Raw genomic sequence first — 19,433 nt, 5'->3', positions numbered from 1 at the left:
CGGTTCCTCGACAGGATTTTTGGCGATAGAGTTACGTACGCGCGGCGTCAACCGTGCGATTTGGCAGGGCTATTAACAGGTGATCGGGGGGAAGTCCAGATACTGCGGGGGTAATTATGAAAAATTGTGTTCATTATGCACCGTTCAACCCAGCGGTGTTGCTGCCGGTGCTTATCTGGCCGCGGCAACCTCGTTGGGTTGCAAAAGCCTATCCCTGCGGCGTTTTCGGGAAAGAAGCCGCAGCAGCGGCATTTCGATGCGTTGATGGACAAGAACGGCGACGCAACAGGAGGCGAGGATGCAGGCGCTCGTGGTCGCGAGCAGTCCTATATCGTTTTCCGTGCCGATCAGGCGGGTGGCAATCCGGGTGACGCCGCCGATGACGAACATGTGCGAAAGATAAAGAGCGTAGGATGAGTCGCCCAGCAAGCCGAGAAGTGCCACGCGCTTCAGGCGAGGCTCGCTTGCCAGGGCAGCAGCCAGCAGGCTGGCAGCGCAAAGCACCTGCCCGAAGAAGCTCAGTTGCATTGTCCAGCCCCGGCCATCATCAACAAGCGCAAGCAGAACGCCCGTCACCGCGGCGCAACCAAGTGCCCGGATGTGATGTTTACCGAAGCGAAAGCCGCCGTTCAGTTGCCGCCAGCCGATCCATGCGCCGGCAGCAAAGGCAAGCGGCGATACATTCAGGTAGAATTTCAGAATGGCATTTTCCGGTGCCAGTATCAGTCCGGCAATCCATGTGGCTGCAAACAACGATGTCAGCAGCCGAACGCGGGTGAGGGCACCCATCGTGGCCAATGCAGCGAAGGCGACGTAAAAATAGGCTTCATAATTCAGTGTCCAGCCGAGTGACAGCATGGGGCTGGTGCCGCCCCGGCCCGGCGCCTCATGCGCAATGAAAAGCAGTGACTGGATGAAGTGCGGCCATGTGAAGACGGTCGTTTGCAAAAGAGTGGGGATAGCAGCGGCAATCAGTGCGGTCAGGCCGGTAAACAGCCAGTAGAGCGGAATGATGCGTATGGCGCGTCGCTTCAGGAAGGTTGCAGGGGAAAACGCGCCCGATCCGGAAATATAGACCATGATAAAGCCGCTGATCGCGAAAAACAGTACGACCCCGAGACGTCCTGCGAGAACCACAAATGGATTTTCTACGCCGATCTGATGAGAAAATGAGTGTGCGACCACGACCAGAAGTGCGGCCAGGGCGCGCAGATACTGAATGGAATGCAGCTTTTCCATGAACGCGTCCCCAATCTGCCCGATAGTACTGAGCCGTAATTACATCTGCCGCGCAAGTGGATCATCCGTGGTTGGTTAATGTGTCTGCGCTGCGTCAGGCATGCTTCGATTTTCGCCGTGTCGAAACAATCCCTTCAAGCGTCGCAAAACAGCCATTACGCTGCATGTTGATTTGCGATGGGTATGACATTACCCAAGTCATGTGGTCGAAAGACCCTTGAGGTGGAGCAAGGAAGAGAGGCCAGATGCGCAGATATTCGGTTTTCGCCATCGCACGCGAGGCAATGCGTGCCCACAAGGGCTGGGACCAGCAATGGACATCGCCCGAGCCGCGCTCCAGTTACGACGTCATCATCGTCGGCGCCGGTGGCCACGGTCTGGGGGCTGCCTATTACCTCGCCAAGGAACATGGCATCACCAATATCGCGGTGATCGAAAAGGGCTGGCTCGGCGGCGGCAATACCGGCCGCAACACCACCATCATCCGCTCCAACTATCTCTATGAAGAGAGCATGGACATCTACGAGCATTCCCTGAAGCTGTGGGAAGGCCTGAGCCAGGATCTCAACTACAACACCATGTATTCGCCGCGCGGCGTGATGATGCTGTCGCACAACATCCACGACCAGCAGTCGTTCAAGCGCCATATCAATGCCAACCGGCTTTACGGCATCGACAACGAATGGCTTTCGCCGGAACAGGCCAAGGATTTCGTGCCGGTTCTCGATATTTCCAAGACGGCGCGTTACCCGATCAACGGTGCTGCGTTGCAGCGGCGCGGCGGCACCGCCCGTCACGACGCCGTCGCCTGGGGTTATGCACGTGCTGCCGCCGACCGTGGTGTTCACATCATCCAGAACTGCGAAGTGACCGGCATCCGCCGCGGTCCTGCGGGTGAGGTGCAGGGTGTCGAAACCTCCAAGGGTTTCATCGGCGCCAAGAAGATCGGCGTGTCCGCTGCCGGCCATTCATCCGTGGTGATGGAAATGGCGGGCGTGCGCGTGCCGCTGCATTCCAACCCGTTGCAGGCGCTGGTGTCGGAACCGCTGAAACCCATCTTCCCCTGCGTGGTGATGTCCAACACCGTGCACGCCTATATCTCGCAGTCCGACAAGGGCGAACTCGTCATCGGCGCCGGTACCGACCAGTATAATTCCTATAGCCAGACTGGTGGCCTGCAGATCATTACCCATACGCTGGATGCGATCTGTGAACTCTTCCCGATCTTCCGCCGCGTGAAAATGATGCGCCAATGGGGCGGCATTACCGACAACACGCCGGATCGCTCGCCGATCCAGGGCGTGACGCCGGTGCCGGGCCTGTTCGTCAATTGCGGCTGGGGTACGGGCGGCTTCAAGGCGACGCCGGGGTCTGCCAACCTGTTCGCGCATCTGATCGCGCGCGGTGAACCGCACCGTCTGGCCGCAGGCCTCAATCTCGACCGTTTCCGTACCGGCCGTCTGATCGACGAGGCGGCTGCGGCGGCCGTGGCACATTGATGATGATCGCAACGATAGGCCTTGCGGCCGTACTCGGTGCGTCGGCTGGCGGCGAAAGGCCGGCGGCTGCCAGTGATATCCTTCCGGGTGTCGATGATTTCCGCATGCAGACCATAACTCGGGCCAGGAGCGAGACGGATTGGCCATTCCTGGCAAACAAGGGGTTGCTGGTCTGCGCCAAGGTTTTACTCAAGCCCGTGGTCTATTTCATCGGAGAAGACCCGGACGGCGAGCAGTCGCATCCGTTCGCGATCAGTACCGACATGATGGAAGTCGCCTTGGTGAATATGGGTACAACCGGTGTCCTTCGCCCTTATGACGATTTTGAACAACTGCTGAAAAGGCTCGTGCCCTATGTCTCCATGGGGCAGCGCCTGTGTAATCAACCTCCCGGAACTGACCTTCCGGATAGTGCTCTTTGAGGTGGACGAACGATGCTGCTGATCCATTGCCCCTATTGCGAGGAAGACCGTTCCGAGCTGGAATTCCGTTGGGCCGGCGAGGCGCATATTGCCCGCCCGGACAATATCGCCGCGATTTCGGACGAGGAATTCGCGGAATATTTCTTCCTGCGCAACAACGAAAAAGGCCTCACCTATGAACGGTGGCGGCATATCCATGGCTGCGGCCGCTTCTTCAACGCGGCGCGCGATACGGTAAGCGACAAGTTCCTGATGACCTACAAGGCAGGCCTTCCGAAACAGCCGATCCCGGCAGAGACAAAAGCCGAAGCGATCGCCGAGGAAAAGACGGTCGAGACTTGGGAACAAATGGAAGGAGACGCCCGATGAGCTCTTCCTCCAATTCCGGCGCATTCCGCATCAAGGGGACCGGCCGCCACACACCCGCCCGCACCGCCCGCTTCACCTTCGACGGCAAAAGCTATACGGCGCTCGAGGGCGACACCGTTGCATCCGCACTTCTGGCGCATGGCGTGCACCTGCTCGGCCGTTCGTTCAAATACCATCGCCCACGCGGCATTCTTTCCGCCGGACCGGAAGAGCCGAATGCGCTGCTCGACGTGTCGCGTGACGCCTCGCGTCGCCAGCCGAACGTGCGCGCTACCGTGCAGGAAGTTTTTGACGGCGCAAAGATCGCCTCGCAGAACCGCTGGCCGTCGCTGAAACACGATATCGGCGCGTTCAACGATCTGCTCTCGCCGTTCTTTGCCGCCGGTTTCTACTACAAGACCTTCATGTGGCCGAAGGAAGCCTGGCACAAACTCTATGAGCCGATCATCCGTCGCGCCGCCGGTCTCGGCGAAGCGCCGAAGGAAGGCGATACCGATCACTACGCCAGCCGTTACGAACATTGCGACGTACTGATTGCCGGTGCCGGTGTCGCGGGCCTGACGGCGGCGCTGTCTGCTGCCTCGACCGGCGCAAAGGTCATTCTCGTCGATGAACAGCCGGAAGTCGGCGGTGCGCTGCATTTCGACTCGTCAACCGAGATCGACGGCAAGAACGGCTATGACTGGGCGCAAGGCGTCGCGGCAAAACTGAAGGCGATGCCGAATGTGACGGTGCTCAACCGCACCACCGTGTTCGGTTACTATAATCACGGTTTTCTCGGCCTCGTGGAGCGCGTGACGGACCATCTGCCGCTGCCGTCCAGGGACCTTCCGAGAGAGCGTCTTTGGCAGGTGCGTGCGAAGAAGGTTGTCCTCGCCACCGGTTCGATCGAACGCCATATGGTGTTCGCCAACAACGACCGTCCCGGCATCATGCTGGCGTCCGCTGCACGCACTTTCCTCAACCATCACGGTGTCGCCGTCGGTCGCGCGGTTGCCGTCTATACGGCGCATGATAGCGCTTATGAGGCTGCCTTCGACCTGAAGCGCGCCGGTATCGATGTGGTTGCCATCATCGACAACCGCAAGCTGCCCGGTGAAGCCGTTCTCGCTGAAGCGCGTTCGCTTGGGCTTGAGGTTCTGGTCGGCCATTCCGTGGTCGATACGGCGGGCCGCCACCGCGTTTCCTCCATCACCGTTGCCCGCAATGGTGAGAAGAACAGCCGCAAGCTCAAGGTCGATGCGCTGCTGGTTTCCGCCGGCTGGACGCCTTCCGTGCACCTGTTCTCGCAATCGCGCGGAAAACTGCGTTTCGAAGCCGAAAACGATCGTTTCCTACCGGATATCTATGCGCAGGACTGCATCTCGATCGGTGCCTGCAATGGCACTGACGACCTTTCCACGTTGATCGGCGAAGCGCTTTCCGCTGGTGCCGAAATGGCTGGCCACAAGGGTGCCGACAGCATCGATGCCATCGCCTTTGCCGGATCCAACCTCTACGAATGGACCGGTGGCATGATCGGTGCTGCCGAAGGGGCAGGGCCTGATACGGCGGTGAAGGCTTTCGTCGATTTCCAGCATGACGTGACCGCCAAGGACATCCGCCTTGCCGTGCGCGAAGGCATGCACTCGATCGAGCATATCAAGCGTTTCACCACCAACGGCATGGCGTCCGATCAGGGCAAGCTCTCCAACATGCATGGCTTGGCAATCGCCTCGGAAATGCTGGGACGGCCGATCCCTCAAGTGGGTCTCACCACGTTCCGCGCGCCTTATACGCCGGTCACTTACGGCACGCTGGTGGCGCATTCGCGAGGCGACCTGTTCGATCCGGCCCGCAAGACGCCGATGCATCATCTCGAAGCGGCCGAAGGCGCCGAGTTCGAGGATGTCGGCAACTGGAAACGCGCCTGGTATTTTCCCAAGCGCGGTGAGGATATGCATGCTGCCGTCAACCGCGAGTGCAAGACGGTGCGCGAAGTCGGCGGCGTGTTCGATGCCTCGACGCTCGGAAAAATCGAGGTGGTCGGGCCGGATGCGGCCCAATTCCTCAACCTGCTTTACACGAACGCATGGGACACGCTGAAACCGGGCAAGAGCCGTTACGGCATCATGACCCGCGAAGACGGTTTCATCTATGACGACGGTGTCGTCGGGCGTCTCGCCGAAGATCGTTTCCATGTGACCACCACCACCGGTGGTGCGCCGCGCGTGTTGCAGCATATGGAAGATTATCTGCAGACGGAGTTCCCGCATCTGAAGGTCTGGCTGACCTCGACCACCGAACAATGGGCGGTGATTGCCGTTCAGGGTCCGCAGGCGCGCGAAATCATCCGACCGTTCGTGGAAGGTCTCGATATTTCCGCCGAGGCATTTACGCATATGTCGGTTGCCGAATGCACCGTCATGGGTGTGCCGGCGCGTCTGTTCCGTGTGTCGTTCACCGGTGAAATCGGTTTCGAAATCAACGTGCCGGCGGATTTCGGTCCGGCCGTGTGGAAGGCGATCTGGGAACGCGCGCAAAGCCTCGGCGCTTGCCTTTACGGCACCGAAACCATGCACGTTCTGCGCGCCGAAAAGGGTTATCTCATCGTCGGTCAGGATACCGACGGCACTGTCACGCCGGACGATGCCGGTTATGGCTGGGCCGTCTCCAAGAAGAAGACCGATTTCGTCGGTATCCGTGGCCTCAAGCGCCCGGATCTGGTGCGTGAAGGTCGCAAGCAGCTTGTCGGACTTCTGACCAAGGATCCGAACGAGGTGCTGGAAGAGGGCGGCCAGATCGTTGCCGATCCGAACCAGCCGAAACCGATGACCATGCTTGGCCATGTCACCTCGTCCTACTGGTCGGAAAATCTCGGCCGGTCGATTGCCATGGCGCTGGTGGCCGGCGGTCGCGCCAAAATGGGTGAAACGCTTTACGTGCCGATGAAGGACAAGACGATCGCCGTCGAAGTGACCGACGTGGTGTTTGTCGACAAGGAAGGAGGCCGCATCAATGGTTGATTTTGGGGCTGAGATCGCTACGAGAACCCTTCCGCTTGCCGGCGCTCATGGCGGTTCGTCCGTCGCCCGGCTTGAACTGGCAGCACCGGCAGAGCGCATTTCCTTGCGCGTGGCGGCTGCGGATGTTGCCGCGCTGTCGGCGGCGCTTGGTGTCGATCTTCCGACAGAACCAAAGACCTCGGCTTCCGCCAATGGCCGCACTGCCATGTGGCTGGGGCCGGATGAGTGGCTGGTGATTGCTGATGGTCCGGGTGAGATTGGCAGTGGTTTGATGGCAGAGGCGGCCAAGGCCAGTGTGCCACATTCTGCGGCCGACGTATCTCACCGTAACACGGCCATTCTCGTGTCCGGTCCCGGAGCTGCTGCGACCATCAACACCGGTTGCCCGCAGGATCTGTCGCTTGCGGCGTTTCCCGTCGGCGCCTGCTCACGCACCATCTTTGGCAAGGTGGAGATCGTGCTGCTCAGAACGGCCGAAGATGTGTTCCGGGTGGAGGTCTGGCGGTCGTTTTCGACCTATGCCTTTGGGCTACTGGCTGAAGGCGCTGGCGACGCGGCGCTCTAATCAGGGGTCTGCCTCCAGCTGCAAGGCTACGAGGTCGGCCGTGGCCGCGCCATAACGTTTACCGATCGAATGAAGAATGCCCGCGAGACTGGTTTCTGCGGGCATCTTTACATCTGCCTGCATGTCGGTGGGGAGCAGCTTCAGGCCGTTGCGCGACGTGATCACGCCATTTCCGCGAACGATGGCCTGCGAGCGGTAGGTGCGCGACCATGCATCTGCCTGTAGCGCCAGAGCGATTTCGTCAAAGCCATCTTGTGCCGGGATCGATATGGTCTCGTGCAGCCAGAATGCGGCTGCATTGCTGGCGACGGCAGTTATGCGGCCAGCCGTCAGACGGAAATTTTCCGATAGATGTGCATCCGACCACATCGGCAGACCAAGTTTTCGCGCTGTGCGTTCGGCTGTTACCCGGTCGGAAAGCTGTTCGACGAGAAACAGGCTGGCCGGGATCGAGGCCGAGACACCTGTTGTGGACATGATCGGGCCGTCTGTGACGAACCGGCGGTTGGTGATCCATTGCGTATCCGGAAAATCCGACGCCAGACCACGCAGCGAAAACCAATGGCCAGTGGCGCGCCGGTGATCAAAAATGCCGGTGCGCGCAACGGTCAGCGCACCGTCGCAGATGCTGACGATTGTCTTGCCGGCCCGGGCCTGTTCAGCCACAAAATTTTCGATGATAGGATTTGCGGCATGGTGATAGGCCGGCACGATGATCACATCCGGTCGGTGCTCGTAGCGCGCCATGAAGTCCTGGAGCGTGATGTCCGGCTCGATGGTAAGCGCTGGCATCAGCGTCACAGGCCCGGCTTTCGTGGCGGCAATCACCACATCGGCAATATCGGCCTGTTTCAGGATGCCGAAAGGCACGATGAGATCAGTGGTTTCCGTGCCGTCATTCTCCGCGAGGAGCAGAACCAGTGGCCGCCTGCCGTTGGCTTCGGGAATGGTCAGTGTCGGCGTTTTGTCGCTCGTTGAACCGATATTGCCGGGTGCGGGTGCGTTCATCCAGACGATGGCGGTAGAAAAAATGGCGATGATCGCGAGCGGGACGATGAAGCGCTTTTTCATGGCCCTTGGTAGCCGTATCAGATGATGGCGGAAATGACATAAAGGTCGTAAAAAGCGCCATGGCGATAAGAGCGGTGATGGAACGGTGCGTGGTGATGGTGGCGATCGACGGCGTGCAGTCGCTGGATATCACCGGGCCTGCCGAAGTGCTGGCCGTTGCCAACAGGTTTCGCCCCAAGCACGCGCCCGCCTACCGTATCGAGCTTGCCTCTTTGACGGGGCAACCGATCAAGACCCATGCCGGTTATGAGATCGGCCCCTGTATGGCGATCACAGACGTTGCGGCAGATGCCGATATGATTCTGGTCTGCGGTGGCGGTGAACTGCCGATGATGACAGCCATGCAAGATGCCGATTTCCTCGCATGGTTACGCCTCCATGCCGGGCAGGCGCGACGCATGGCAAGCATTTGCAGTGGTGCGCTTCTGTTTGCCGCTGCCGGTCTCCTGAAAGACAAGCGCGCGACCACGCACTGGAACCTGCACCGTTTTCTGCCGCTGATCGAGCCGAGTGTGCAACTCGAGCCCGATGCCATATTCGTGGCCGAACCGCCGATCTATACATCCGCGGGTGTTACCGCCGGCATCGACCTTGCCATGGCCTTTGTCGAGGAGGATCTTGGCACAGAGACGGCGCGCGCGGTGGCCCGTGAACTTGTGCTGTTTCTGCGTCGGCCGGGCGGCCAGTCGCAATTCAGTGCCGGCATCCAGACCACGGCATCGACACCGAGGCTGAAGACGTTGCTGGCGGATATCATCGAAAATCCGGACGGTGACCTTTCAGTGCCGGCCCTTGCTGCCCGCGTCGGGCAAAGCGAACGCCATTTCGCCCGTACTTTCAGGACTGAGACCGGCACAACGCCGGCTGCCTTCGTTGAAACCGCGCGGGTGGAACGCGTGAAGCTGCTGCTGGAAACGACGGATTGGCCGCTTGCACGTATCGCTGAGCGCAGCGGTTTCGGCAGTCTCGACATGCTGCACCGAAGCTTTTTGCGGAAGACGGGAATCACGCCGGGCGCGTATCGCCAGCGATTTGGTGGCGTGGGCGGTTAGCGAAAACTATTCGCCGGGGTGGCGGTGCTTGTGCTGCGGTCAAGGTCCCATTCATGCAGACGGACTGCGACATAGGCGATGACCGCGATGATTGCAGGCATCCCGAATGAAATAAAGAGCCATTCTGATGTCATCTTAGCTTCCTCAATACGCGTCGCGCCATGTAGTGTAGCGCGATGACGACTGTAAGCCATCTGGTGAAATAACTTACCATCAACCCGCTAAATTGGACAGATGTGTCGCCGATCCCATAATGACGTCCGCAATTGGCGTCACGACGCCAACAGCAATGCAGGCCGTGGATGTCCTGTGAACGCATTGGCGAGCAGTTTCATCTGCTCCATTTCCGCAATATCAAGCCCGCTCATTGGCATTTCCACCCATCCAATGCAATCATAGGATGCATTCGATGAGTGTCAAATTCGGGATGATATGATGTGGGCTGCGGTCACCACCCCTTCCACTTAACCCAGCGCCCGTGAAAATCCACGCGCCCCAGTTCGCGGATTTCTCCCGTTGGCCAGATCTGCAGGCTGATCGTGGCGCCATCCGCCTTGTCGTCGGCTTCCATCTGCAGGCGGGCAAGCGGCTGGTCTTTCGTTGCGCGTTTGCCGGCTTCGGTGATGGTGGCTTCGCCGCGAGCGCGTAAGCTTGCCGGCAGATATTGCCAGGCGATGGAATGGTAGATCACGCGCACCGCACCGGTCGGCGGTTTTACCAGTTCGCGCGGCAGCCATTCCAGCGCATCGGCGCGTTCCACCGGCGGCGGATCGCCGACCGCAAGGTCAAGCGCGGCCGACAGGCGCTGCAGGCGGTCCGGCTGGTCGGCCCAGACATAGGACATCAGCCGCCGCCGGTCTTCCGCCGAGGTGACGTCGAGCGGGTTCAAATCGCAACCAAGGCGGCTTGCGATGGTGATTGTCGCGTTGGGCGGCGGCGGCCCCTGCCAGTCGGGCTGAAGCAGAACGGGCGAGGCGGGGTCGCCCCATTCGAAACCACCAAGATTGTAGCGATATCTGTCCCATTGCAGATTGAGGCCAGCGCTGGCACCGACTTCCAGCAGGTCGAGCGGTTTTTCGAAAATCTCCGCAATGGTGAGAAAACCCGGCAGAAGGGCGTTGCAACGACGAATTTCATTGGTCTGCGGTGGCGATTGCAGCCGTTGCAGGATGAATTCGCCATGGGCTTCGAAAGCGTTGGTGATCGCTTGCCAGAGCATATCGTCATCGCTTTCGTGAGGCGGATAAAGCGTTTTCAGCGCATCATCCTTGCCCGACAGAACCAGCGCATGCAGGCAGCCGGCAAGACGGGCCGGAACAAGATCGTTGTTGATCGAGGCGTCGCCGGGCCAGTCGAGCAGGGCGCGACCGACATCGGTGTCGCGGTTCAACCTCTGCGCGGCAAGGGCCGAAAGGCGGGCGACGAAGGGCGAACCGAGTGCTGTTGCGGCCTTGATCTGCGCGCGAAAAGCCTCCCGCACAGCGGTTTCACGATCTGTCTCCGGTGCCATTCATGTCCTCCTGCATTCTCTCAAATGGATAGGTCGAGCCGTTTTTCCCGCTCGATATATTCACGTTGTTTGTCAGTAATGTAGTCGCGCACGATCGGGGCGGCAGCGCGTTTTCTGGACAATTGCATATGAAAGACCATCTGGCTGCCGGTGCGGAACATCATCTCGGCGCTGATCAGATAAAACTCCCACATGCGAGCAAACCGCTCGTCATAGAGTTCGATCACCCTGTTGCGGTTGGCCTGAAAACGCTGGTTCCAATGGGCAAGCGTGGTGGCGTAATGCACGCGCAAAAATTCCAGATCGGTGACCCAGAGGCTGTTCTGCTCGACAACCTCGAACACTTCCGACAGGGCGGGAGAATAGGCGCCCGGAAAAATGTATTTCCGAAGCCAGGGGCTGGCCATGCCGGGCGGGCTCATATGGCCGATCGAGTGCAGTACCATCACGCCGTCATCCGGCATCAGCGTGTTTATCTTGGCAAAAAACTCATCGTAATGGTGCACACCGACATGTTCGAACATGCCGACAGAAACGATGCGATCGAACTTTTCGGTGACGTCGCGATAATCGCGCAGCTCGAACTTGACGCGATCAGCCAACCCGGCTTTTTGCGCTCTTTCCGATGCCAGCGCCTGCTGTTCTTTCGAGAGCGTCACGCCCAGAACCTGCACGTCTTCGAGGCTCGCGAGATACAGCGCAAGATCGCCCCAGCCGCAGCCGATATCCAGCACTTTCATGCCCGGTTTGAGGCCGAGTTTTGCTGCTAGCAGCCGCAGCTTGTTGCGCTGTGCCTGTTCCAGCGTCTCGCCTTCCTCACGAAAATAGGCGCAGGAATAGAGCATGTTGTCGTCGAGGAAGAGTTTGTAAAATTCGTTGCCGAGATCGTAGTGATGGGCGACGTTCTGTTGCGCTTGACCCTTGCGATTGGATTGCTGGCGTTTGCGGAACCGCATTTTTATTGCTCGCAATACCTTTTGCAGCGGATAGGAGCCGAGCGACAGCCGGTTGACCGAAAACAGCGTCAGGAAATCTTGCAGCGTCGAGCCTTCCTCGAAGCGCATCGTGCCATCCATATAGGCTTCGCCGGCGGCAAGCTCGGGATTGAAGACAAGGCCCTTGTAGAGTTTCGGGTCGGTCAGCCGCATGGTCACTTCGAGACCCGGCGTGCCGGCAAACACGTGCCGCTTGCCGTCGGCATCGATGACCGTCAGGCGGCCCTTGCGGATAAAGGATTTCATCATATGCGAGAGAGGGAACATGCAGCCTCCAGGCGGTGGGGATGAATGTTTCCAGCCTAGCACCGCAGGTACTCGGCCTGCATCAGGAAATTGCAGTTTTTCTGCTTACGCGTCCTCGGGACGGTCTTTGGGATCGAACTGCACGATCGTCGTCCAGGTGGCGGTCAGAGCGGGCTTCTTTTCGTCTTCGATTTCGATGTTGACGTCATAGGTGGTCATCAGCATGCCGGCGCCGCGAAAACGGGCTTCGGTAAGTTTGAAATGGCCACGAATACGTTTGCCGGTTCTGACGGGGGAACCGAAGCGGATATGGTCCAGGCCGTAATTGAGGCCCATCGTTTGCTCGCGGATCACCGGCAGGCAATCGTAATTCATGGTCGACAGGAGTGATAGCGTCAGGAAACCATGGGCAATCGTGCCGCCGAACGGGCTCTCTGCCTCGGCGCGCGCGGGGTCCACATGGATGAACTGATGATCGTCGGTAGCGTCGGCAAAGGTGTCGATCATCGTCTGGTCGACGGTGATCCAGCTGGACACGCCGATTTCGGTTCCGACGAGATCCTTGACATCGCTTAGCGAAATCTCACGTGGCATCAGTATCTCTTTCAGCTGGCGGGTTATTTCCGGCAAGTATCAAGAATTTATACGTAAATTGCATTTCTGAAAATCAGTTTGCTGGCCGGGGATGCAATCACAGTCCGCTTGCGAAGCTTACTGAGCGCGGCGGCAAATTCATTCTACCGATTGTGTAGGGCGATGCCAGCGCCTGCCAGTTGTTTCCGGGCAGTCGGGCTTCGACAGTGTCGTGGCCACGGTTGAAGAGAACGGCTATGCGGACATTCTGGCCGGTTTCTCGATCGGGCGTGGCAAGCACCATGGTCAGCGTGGAGGCGTCGCCGCGTTCCCAATCTCCTACGGTCATGACCTCGCCACGGGCGGAAAACCATTCGATATCGCCTTCTCCTGTCAAAAAAGCGGTGTCGGCGAAGGCTGGAAAGCGTTTTCTCAAGCTTGAGAGAAAGGCGGTGTGGGCGATGATTGCCGGATCGAGTTTTTGCCAGTCCACCCAGGTGATGGCATTGTCCTGGCAATAGGCATTGTTGTTGCCACCTTGCGAGCGGCCGCCTTCGTCACCTGCCGTCAGCATCACCGTGCCGCGGGAGACGAACAGGGTGGAGAGAAGGGCGATGACATCGCGACGGCGGTTTTCGAGAATGCTGTCGTCCTCAGTCGCGCCTTCGGTGCCGTTGTTCCACGACAGGTTTTCGCCGTGGCCATCGCGGTTGTTTTCGCCGTTCGCCTCGTTGTGCTTGTGCTCGTGCGACACGAGGTCCATCAGCGTGAATCCGTCATGGGCGGCAAGGAAATTGACGCTGCGGGTCTGTGTCAGGCCATGTTGCGAAAACACGCTCGATGTTCCGGCCAGAGCGCTTGCCAGCGTGCCGGTCAGGCCATTGTCGCCGCGCCAGTAACGGCGCAGATCGTCGCGGGCGCGGTCGTTCCATTCGAGGAAGGGGGATGGGAAATTGCCGAGCTGGTAACCGCCGGGGCCGATATCCCAAGGTTCGGCGATCATGATGCGATCGGCCAGCACATCATCTGCCAGAATGGCCGAGAGGGTGCCGCCATCGCGGACAAAACCGTTTGCGGTGCGGCCGAGAACGGGGGCGAGGTCAAAGCGGAAACCGTCTATGCCGGCCTCCAGCACGAAGTGACGCAGCGTGTCGATGATCAGGCGTTGTACTATCGGGTGATCGCAGGCGACGGTGTTGCCGGTGCCGGTGTCGTTGACCAGTACGTCGGGCGCATCCGGCAGATGGCGGTAATAGGAGAGATTGTCGAGGCCGCGCATGGAGAGCGTCGCGCCATAACGGTCGCTTTCGCCGGTGTGGTTGAACACGAGGTCGAGGATGGTATCGATGCCGGCTTCGTGCAGTGTCGCTACTGTCTTGCGCAGTTCGCTCATGCCGCCGGGGCAAAGGCGCGGATCGAGCGCCATGAAGGCGACGGGATTGTAACCCCAACCATTGGTGAGGCCGAGCGGGGGAAGATGACGTTCATCGATCCATGCGGTGATCGGCATCAGTTCGATGGCGTCGACGCCAATGTTTTTCAGGTGCGCGATGACGGATGGGTGGGCGAGGGCGGCGATCGTGCCGCGTTGTTGTTCCAGCACATCCGGGTGCAGCATGGTGAAGGGGCGAACGGCCACTTCATAAACAAAACCGCCGGGTTTGAGTTTTGGCGCCGTGACCTTGGTTTTCGTCTGGGATGTGACGATGGCTTTGGGCACTATATCGGCGGTGTCTTCGCCAAACCGCATCAGACGGACATCGTGGCGGAAGGGGCGGTCGAGTTCGCGGGCATAAGGGTCGATCAGCAGTTTGGATGGGTCGAACCAGAGGCCGTGATCGGGATCGTAGGTACCGTGGGCACGAAATCCGTAACGCTGGCCGGCGGTGATGCCGGGGAGGGTGATGTAATGGACGTCGTTTTCGCCATGTGTCAGCGCATGACGGGCAGTTTCGGTTTTGCCGTCTGCATCAAAAAGGCAGAGCTCGATTTTTTCGGCAGTCGAGGACCAGATGGCGAAGTCGGCGCCATTGGCGGTGAGGGTCGCACCAAGCCTCATGCCGGATCCCTTGCATGGATGGTTACACCGGCCGGAAGCGTCACCCACGTGTGCCTTCGGCAGTCATAGATGGAATCGCGCGGCGGCGGGAAGGACGGATCGCTGAAGCAGCCGACCGCGACGGCAACGGAATTGTCAGCGACGCTCTCTTCCGTATGGAAAAGATTGCTGCCGCAGACGGGGCAGAAGCGGAAGCGAAAACGGGCGCCCTGATCGCCCGTTCTCAAATATTCCTGCGCCTTGCCGCTGACGGCATAAGGCGGGGCGAAAGCGGCAAGCGCTGCAAAAACGCTGCCGGTCCTCTGCTGGCAGGCAAAACAATGACACACGCCAACGGCAAGCGGCGCGCCATTCACCTTGATGCGAAGCTGGCCGCAGCCGCAGGATGCCGTTCGTGTCGTCACTATTTGCCCTTTTTGGCCGTATCGCTTGCCGTCAGATTAGGTGATGACCGTAGGAGCATCGCGGCCCGAACGCTTTTTCAGCTCGGAAATCTCGTCAGCCACCGCGATCAGGTCGGCCAGCGCTTCCTGCGTTTCGATGCCGTGACGCGAGGCGTCCGGCTCGTAGCGTTCGACATACAGGCGGATGGTGGCGCCCGAAGTGCCGGTGCCGGAGAGGCGGAAGACAACGCGGCTGCCGCCTTCGAACATCACGCGGATGCCCTGGTTTTTCGAGACCGAACCATCGACCGGATCGTTATAGGCAAAATCGTCAGCGGCCTCGACCTTTAGCGCACCAAATGTCTGGCCTGGCAGGGTCGAGAGTTTTTCGCGCAGCGCCGTTACCATGCCGTTGGCGGCATCGCTGTCGACTTCTTCATAATCGTGGCGCGAATAGTAGTTGCGGCCATATTCGGCCCAGTGCTTGGTGACGATGTCGTAGGCGCTTTCCTTGCGCACGGCCAGAATGTTCAGCCAGAACAGCACGGCCCACAAGCCATCCTTCTCACGCACGTGGTCGGACCCGGTGCCAAAGCTTTCTTCGCCGCAGATCGTCGCCTTGCCGGCATCCAGCAGGTTGCCGAAGAATTTCCAGCCGGTCGGGGTCTCGTACATGCCGATGCCGAGTTTTTCGGCCACGCGGTCGGCGGCGGCACTTGTCGGCATGGAACGAGCGATGCCGGCGATGCCCTTGGCGTAACCCGGTGCCAGCGTCGCGTTTGCGGCGATGATCGCGAGGCTGTCCGACGGGGTGACGAACATGTTCTTGCCGACCACCATGTTGCGGTCGCCATCGCCATCGGAAGCGGCGCCGAAATCGGGGCCGGTCGGGCTCATGACGTCGTCATAAAGCTCCTTGGCGTGAACGAGGTTCGGGTCCGGGTGATGACCACCGAAATCCGGTAGCGGCGTGGAATTGCGTACCGAACCGGCCGGGGCGCCAAGATGCTTTTCGAGGATTTCCACGGCGTAAGGACCGGTGACGGCACCCATCGAATCGATGACCACCTTGAAGCCACCGGCGATGTGGGCCTTGATGGCCGGGAAATCAAAAAGTTCTTCCATCAGCGTGACGTAATCGGCGACCGGATCGACCACTTCCACCGTCATGCCGGCGAGATCGAAGGTGCCGATTGCGTCGAGGTCGATGTCGGCGACGTCGGCGATCTTGTAGGTGTCGATGACCTGCGTGCGGGCAAAGATCGCGTCGGTGATTTTTTCGGGGGCCGGGCCGCCATTACCGATATTGTACTTGATGCCAAAATCTTCGGTCGGGCCGCCGGGATTGTGGCTGGCGGAGAGAACGATGCCGCCAAAGGCCTTGTATTTGCGGATGAGGTTGGACGCAGCCGGGGTGGAAAGGATGCCGCCCTGGCCGACCATGACCTTGCCGAAGCCGGAAGCGGCCGCCATTTTCAGCGCCTTCTGGATGACTTCGCGGTTGTAATACCGGCCATCGCCGCCGATCACCAGCGTCTTGCCTTCAAACCCTTCAAGGCTGTCGAAGATCGCCTGGATGAAATTTTCGGCGTAGTTTTCCTGCTGGAAAACCGGGACCTTTTTGCGCAGGCCCGAAGTGCCCGGTTTCTGATCCTTGTATGGCGCGGTGGTGACGGTCTTGAACATGGTCATCCTTTATTTGCAATGAGTTGGGCGTAGAGGTCGGCATAAAGGCCGGCGCTCTTGTCCCAGGAGACATCCGATTTCATGCCCTGCTTCTGCATGGCCTGCCAGATCTTGGGGCTCTGGTAGAGGCCGACAGTGCGCCTGATGGCGCGGCGCAGGTTATCGGTGGTGACGGCGTTGAAGGACACGCCGGTGGCTGCTCCGGCCGATATTGCGGCCGGGTTGGCATCGATGACGGTATCGTTGAGACCGCCGGTGCGGCTGACCACAGGCACGCAGCCATAGCGCAGGCCGTAAAGCTGGGTCAGTCCGCAGGGTTCGAAACGGGATGGAATGAGAATGGCGTCACTGCCTGCCTGCATCAGGTGCGACAGCGGCTCGTCATAACCACGGTTGATGGCGATGCGGCCGGGATGGCGGGCGGCTGCGGCCGATAGTTCGGATTCGAGCCACGGATCGCCGGAGCCGAGAACGGCGAGGCGGGCACCGAGCGAAACGATCTCGTCGGCGAGTTCTGCCAGCACGTCCATGCCCTTTTGCATGGTGAGGCGCGAAATCACGCAAAATAGCGGACCATCGTCTTGATCGAGACCAAAACGCTGTTCGACGGCGCGCTTGTTGACGCTGCGGGCTTTCAAGGTGGCGGCGCTGTAGTGGGTGCCGAGTGCTGTGTCCGAGCGCGGGTCCCAGACATCGGTATCGATGCCGTTGACGATGCCGGACAGATGCTCGGCGCGGGCGGTGAGCAAGCCTTCGAGACCCATGCCGAATTCCGGCGTGAGGATTTCTTCCGCATAGGTCGGGCTGACGGTGTTGATCGCCCATGCCGTCTGCAGCCCGGCCTTGAGATAACCGACGCCACCATAAAACTCGACACCATCGATGTCATAGGCATGGGCAGGCAGGCCGATATGCGGCAGCACGCTGGCATCGAACCGGCCCTGAAAGGCGATGTTGTGTATGGTGATCAGGCTCGGCAGTTCGGGTGTGTCGCCATAACGCATATAGGCGGGCACGAGACCTGCCTGCCAGTCATGCACATGTATCAGGTCCGGCTGCCAGCCTTGCATTTCGCCGCCAGCAATGCGGGCCGCCGCCAACGACAGGGCGGCAAAACGGCGCCAGTTGTCGGAATGGTCGGCGCCGGTGGCATCGGCGTAAGGGCCGCCGGGGCGGTTGAACAGTTCCGGCGCGTCGAGAATGAGGAGGTCGAGACCGTCGATATGGGTTTCGATGATATCGGCGGAGACGCCGAGCAGGTTGTCGAAATGCAGGCGTTGCACGGTGTCGCCGCGCAGTTTTGCCATCACCGCCGGATAACCGGGGATGAGCGTCTTAGTGCTCACACGATAATGTTTCAGCGCCAGGGGCAGCGCACCGGCCACATCGGCAAGCCCGCCGGTTTTCACCAGCGGGTACAGTTCGGATGCAACGGCCAGAACCTGCATGTTCGTGTTCAAACCCCGTTTCGTCTTCAGATGTCGAGCTTGTCGAGCATCTTCTGGGTGATCAGGCAAATCCCGCCTTCGCTGCGTCGAAAACGCTTTGCGTCGATTTCGGGATCTTCGCCGACCACCAGTCCTTCGGGAATGACTACACCCGCATCGATGACGACATTGCGAAGCTGAGCATGTCTTCCAATGTGCACATTCGGCAGGATTACGGCACCGTCGAGGCGCGAATAGGAATTGGCGCGCACACCTGTGAACAACAGGCTGCGGTTCAGCGACGAGCCGGAAATGATGCAATCGCCCGAAACGACCGAGGAAATCGCCGAGCCGCGACGGTCCTCGTCGTCATGCACGAATTTCGCCGGAGGGGTGACTTCCTGATAGGTCCAGATCGGCCAGGACTTGTCGTAGATGTCGAGCGTCGGGACGATTGCCGTCAGATCGACGTTCGCCTGCCAATAGGCATCGATCGTGCCGACATCGCGCCAGTAAGGCTCACGCTCGAAATCGGAACGCACGCAGCTGTCGGCAAAACGGTGGGCGACGGCTTTGCCGTTGGCGACGATGTGCGGAATGATGTCCTTGCCGAAATCACGGCTGGAATTCGGATCGGCGGCGTCGCGTTTCAGCGCCTCGATCAGGAATTTGGTGTGGAAGACATAGATGCCCATTGAGGCCAGAGCGTGGTCCGGGTCACCGGGGATGCTCGGTGGATCGGCGGGCTTTTCCACGAAATCGATGATCTCGTCCTTGGCGTTGACATGCATGACACCGAAGGCGACGGCTTCCATGCGCGGCACTTCCAGGCAGCCGACGGTAACATCGGCGCCGGAATCGACGTGCTGCTGCAACATCAATTCGTAGTCCATCTTGTAGACGTGGTCGCCGGCCAGGATGACCATGTATTCGACGCCATGATCCTGGATGATGTCGATGTTCTGGTAAACGGCGTCGGCCGTGCCTTCGTACCATTGCGTTTCGGAAACGCGCTGCGAGGCCGGCAGGATGTCGAAACTTTCGTTACGCTCGGGGCGGAAAAAGTCCCAGCCGCGCTGCATGTGGCGGATCAGCGAATGCGCCTTGTATTGCGTGGCGACGCCGATGCGGCGAATGCCGGAATTGAGTGCGTTGGACAGCGCGAAATCGATGATGCGGGTCTTGCCGCCGAAATAGACGGCCGGTTTGGCACGGCGGTCGGTCAGTTCCTTCAGGCGGCTCCCCCGGCCGCCGGCCAGAACATAGGCCATGGCATCACGTGCGAGTGGTTGAACGCGTTTCGTGGTCATTTCATCCTCCCCAAATTTCGGC

17 protein-coding genes are annotated in these 19,433 nt (G+C 59.8%); 6 read left to right on the top strand and 11 right to left on the bottom strand.

Annotated features, from left to right (window positions below):
* Nucleotides 1–171: 171 nt before the first annotated feature.
* On the bottom strand, nt 172–1,239 hold the full coding sequence (locus GAO09_RS22260) for an acyltransferase family protein (RefSeq protein ID WP_153357761.1): 1,068 nt from the start codon (nt 1,237–1,239) through the stop codon (nt 172–174).
* Nucleotides 1,240–1,484: 245 nt separating this feature from the next.
* Here GAO09_RS22260 and GAO09_RS22255 point away from each other — a divergent pair, with 245 nt between their 5' ends.
* Genes GAO09_RS22255 through GAO09_RS22235 form a run of 5 tightly spaced genes read left to right on the top strand, consistent with a single transcriptional unit; the run spans nt 1,485 to nt 7,099 of the window.
* Nucleotides 1,485–2,738, top strand: coding sequence for a sarcosine oxidase subunit beta family protein (locus tag GAO09_RS22255; protein WP_153357757.1), 1,254 nt, complete (start codon nt 1,485–1,487; stop codon nt 2,736–2,738).
* 2 nt (nt 2,739–2,740) lie between these two features.
* Nucleotides 2,741–3,160, top strand: coding sequence for a hypothetical protein (locus GAO09_RS22250; protein WP_153358331.1), 420 nt, complete (start codon nt 2,741–2,743; stop codon nt 3,158–3,160).
* A 12-nt stretch (nt 3,161–3,172) separates the two neighbouring features.
* The gene (locus tag GAO09_RS22245) at nt 3,173–3,529 is read left to right on the top strand and encodes a sarcosine oxidase subunit delta (RefSeq protein ID WP_153357755.1); all 357 of its coding nucleotides are present in this window, start codon (nt 3,173–3,175) and stop codon (nt 3,527–3,529) included.
* Nucleotides 3,526–6,534: a sarcosine oxidase subunit alpha gene (locus tag GAO09_RS22240; protein ID WP_153357752.1), complete on the top strand. Its 3,009-nt coding sequence runs from the start codon at nt 3,526–3,528 to the stop codon at nt 6,532–6,534. The genes GAO09_RS22245 and GAO09_RS22240 overlap by 4 nt, the downstream gene beginning before the upstream one ends.
* Complete coding sequence (locus tag GAO09_RS22235) at nt 6,527–7,099, top strand: sarcosine oxidase subunit gamma (RefSeq protein ID WP_153357748.1); 573 nt, start codon at nt 6,527–6,529, stop codon at nt 7,097–7,099. Before GAO09_RS22240 ends, GAO09_RS22235 begins: the two co-directional genes overlap by 8 nt.
* Here the strand turns inward: GAO09_RS22235 and GAO09_RS22230 are convergent, their stop codons facing one another.
* Nucleotides 7,100–8,170: a DJ-1/PfpI family protein gene (locus GAO09_RS22230; protein WP_153357745.1), complete on the bottom strand. Its 1,071-nt coding sequence runs from the start codon at nt 8,168–8,170 to the stop codon at nt 7,100–7,102.
* A 59-nt stretch (nt 8,171–8,229) separates the two neighbouring features.
* Here GAO09_RS22230 and GAO09_RS22225 point away from each other — a divergent pair, with 59 nt between their 5' ends.
* A complete protein-coding gene (locus GAO09_RS22225; protein ID WP_153357742.1) occupies nt 8,230–9,222 on the top strand; it encodes a GlxA family transcriptional regulator in 993 nt (330 codons plus the stop codon).
* Here GAO09_RS22225 and GAO09_RS22220 read toward each other — a convergent pair.
* The 9 genes from GAO09_RS22220 to glgC form a co-directional block, all read right to left on the bottom strand.
* The gene (locus GAO09_RS22220; RefSeq protein ID WP_153357739.1) at nt 9,219–9,356 is read right to left on the bottom strand and encodes a hypothetical protein; all 138 of its coding nucleotides are present in this window, start codon (nt 9,354–9,356) and stop codon (nt 9,219–9,221) included. The genes GAO09_RS22225 and GAO09_RS22220 overlap by 4 nt on opposite strands.
* A gap of 314 nt (nt 9,357–9,670) precedes the next feature.
* The gene (locus GAO09_RS22215) at nt 9,671–10,732 is read right to left on the bottom strand and encodes a DUF2332 domain-containing protein (protein WP_153357736.1); all 1,062 of its coding nucleotides are present in this window, start codon (nt 10,730–10,732) and stop codon (nt 9,671–9,673) included.
* Between the two features lie 20 nt (nt 10,733–10,752).
* The gene (locus tag GAO09_RS22210) at nt 10,753–11,994 is read right to left on the bottom strand and encodes an SAM-dependent methyltransferase (RefSeq protein ID WP_153357733.1); all 1,242 of its coding nucleotides are present in this window, start codon (nt 11,992–11,994) and stop codon (nt 10,753–10,755) included.
* An 84-nt stretch (nt 11,995–12,078) separates the two neighbouring features.
* Nucleotides 12,079–12,567, bottom strand: coding sequence for a MaoC family dehydratase (locus GAO09_RS22205; RefSeq protein WP_153357730.1), 489 nt, complete (start codon nt 12,565–12,567; stop codon nt 12,079–12,081).
* Nucleotides 12,568–12,664: 97 nt separating this feature from the next.
* Nucleotides 12,665–14,605, bottom strand: a complete 1,941-nt coding sequence (gene glgX, locus GAO09_RS22200) for a glycogen debranching protein GlgX (protein WP_153357727.1) — start codon at nt 14,603–14,605, stop codon at nt 12,665–12,667.
* On the bottom strand, nt 14,602–15,009 hold the full coding sequence (locus GAO09_RS22195; protein WP_324185067.1) for a GFA family protein: 408 nt from the start codon (nt 15,007–15,009) through the stop codon (nt 14,602–14,604). Before GAO09_RS22195 ends, glgX begins: the two co-directional genes overlap by 4 nt.
* A 36-nt stretch (nt 15,010–15,045) precedes the next feature.
* Nucleotides 15,046–16,674 (bottom strand): alpha-D-glucose phosphate-specific phosphoglucomutase, encoded by a 1,629-nt coding sequence (locus GAO09_RS22190; protein WP_153358329.1) that lies wholly within the window; start codon nt 16,672–16,674, stop codon nt 15,046–15,048.
* Between the two features lie 2 nt (nt 16,675–16,676).
* Nucleotides 16,677–18,122: a glycogen synthase GlgA gene (gene glgA / locus GAO09_RS22185; protein WP_153358327.1), complete on the bottom strand. Its 1,446-nt coding sequence runs from the start codon at nt 18,120–18,122 to the stop codon at nt 16,677–16,679.
* A gap of 26 nt (nt 18,123–18,148) precedes the next feature.
* Nucleotides 18,149–19,411, bottom strand: coding sequence for a glucose-1-phosphate adenylyltransferase (gene glgC, locus GAO09_RS22180; protein ID WP_153357724.1), 1,263 nt, complete (start codon nt 19,409–19,411; stop codon nt 18,149–18,151).
* Nucleotides 19,412–19,433 lie beyond the last annotated feature (22 nt).

This window comes from Endobacterium cereale (assembly GCF_009617585.1).
GTDB classification, from domain to species: domain Bacteria; phylum Pseudomonadota; class Alphaproteobacteria; order Rhizobiales; family Rhizobiaceae; genus Neorhizobium; species Neorhizobium cereale.
Note: the sequence above shows the minus strand (reverse complement) of the source record. Positions and strands in the feature narration are given on the sequence as shown.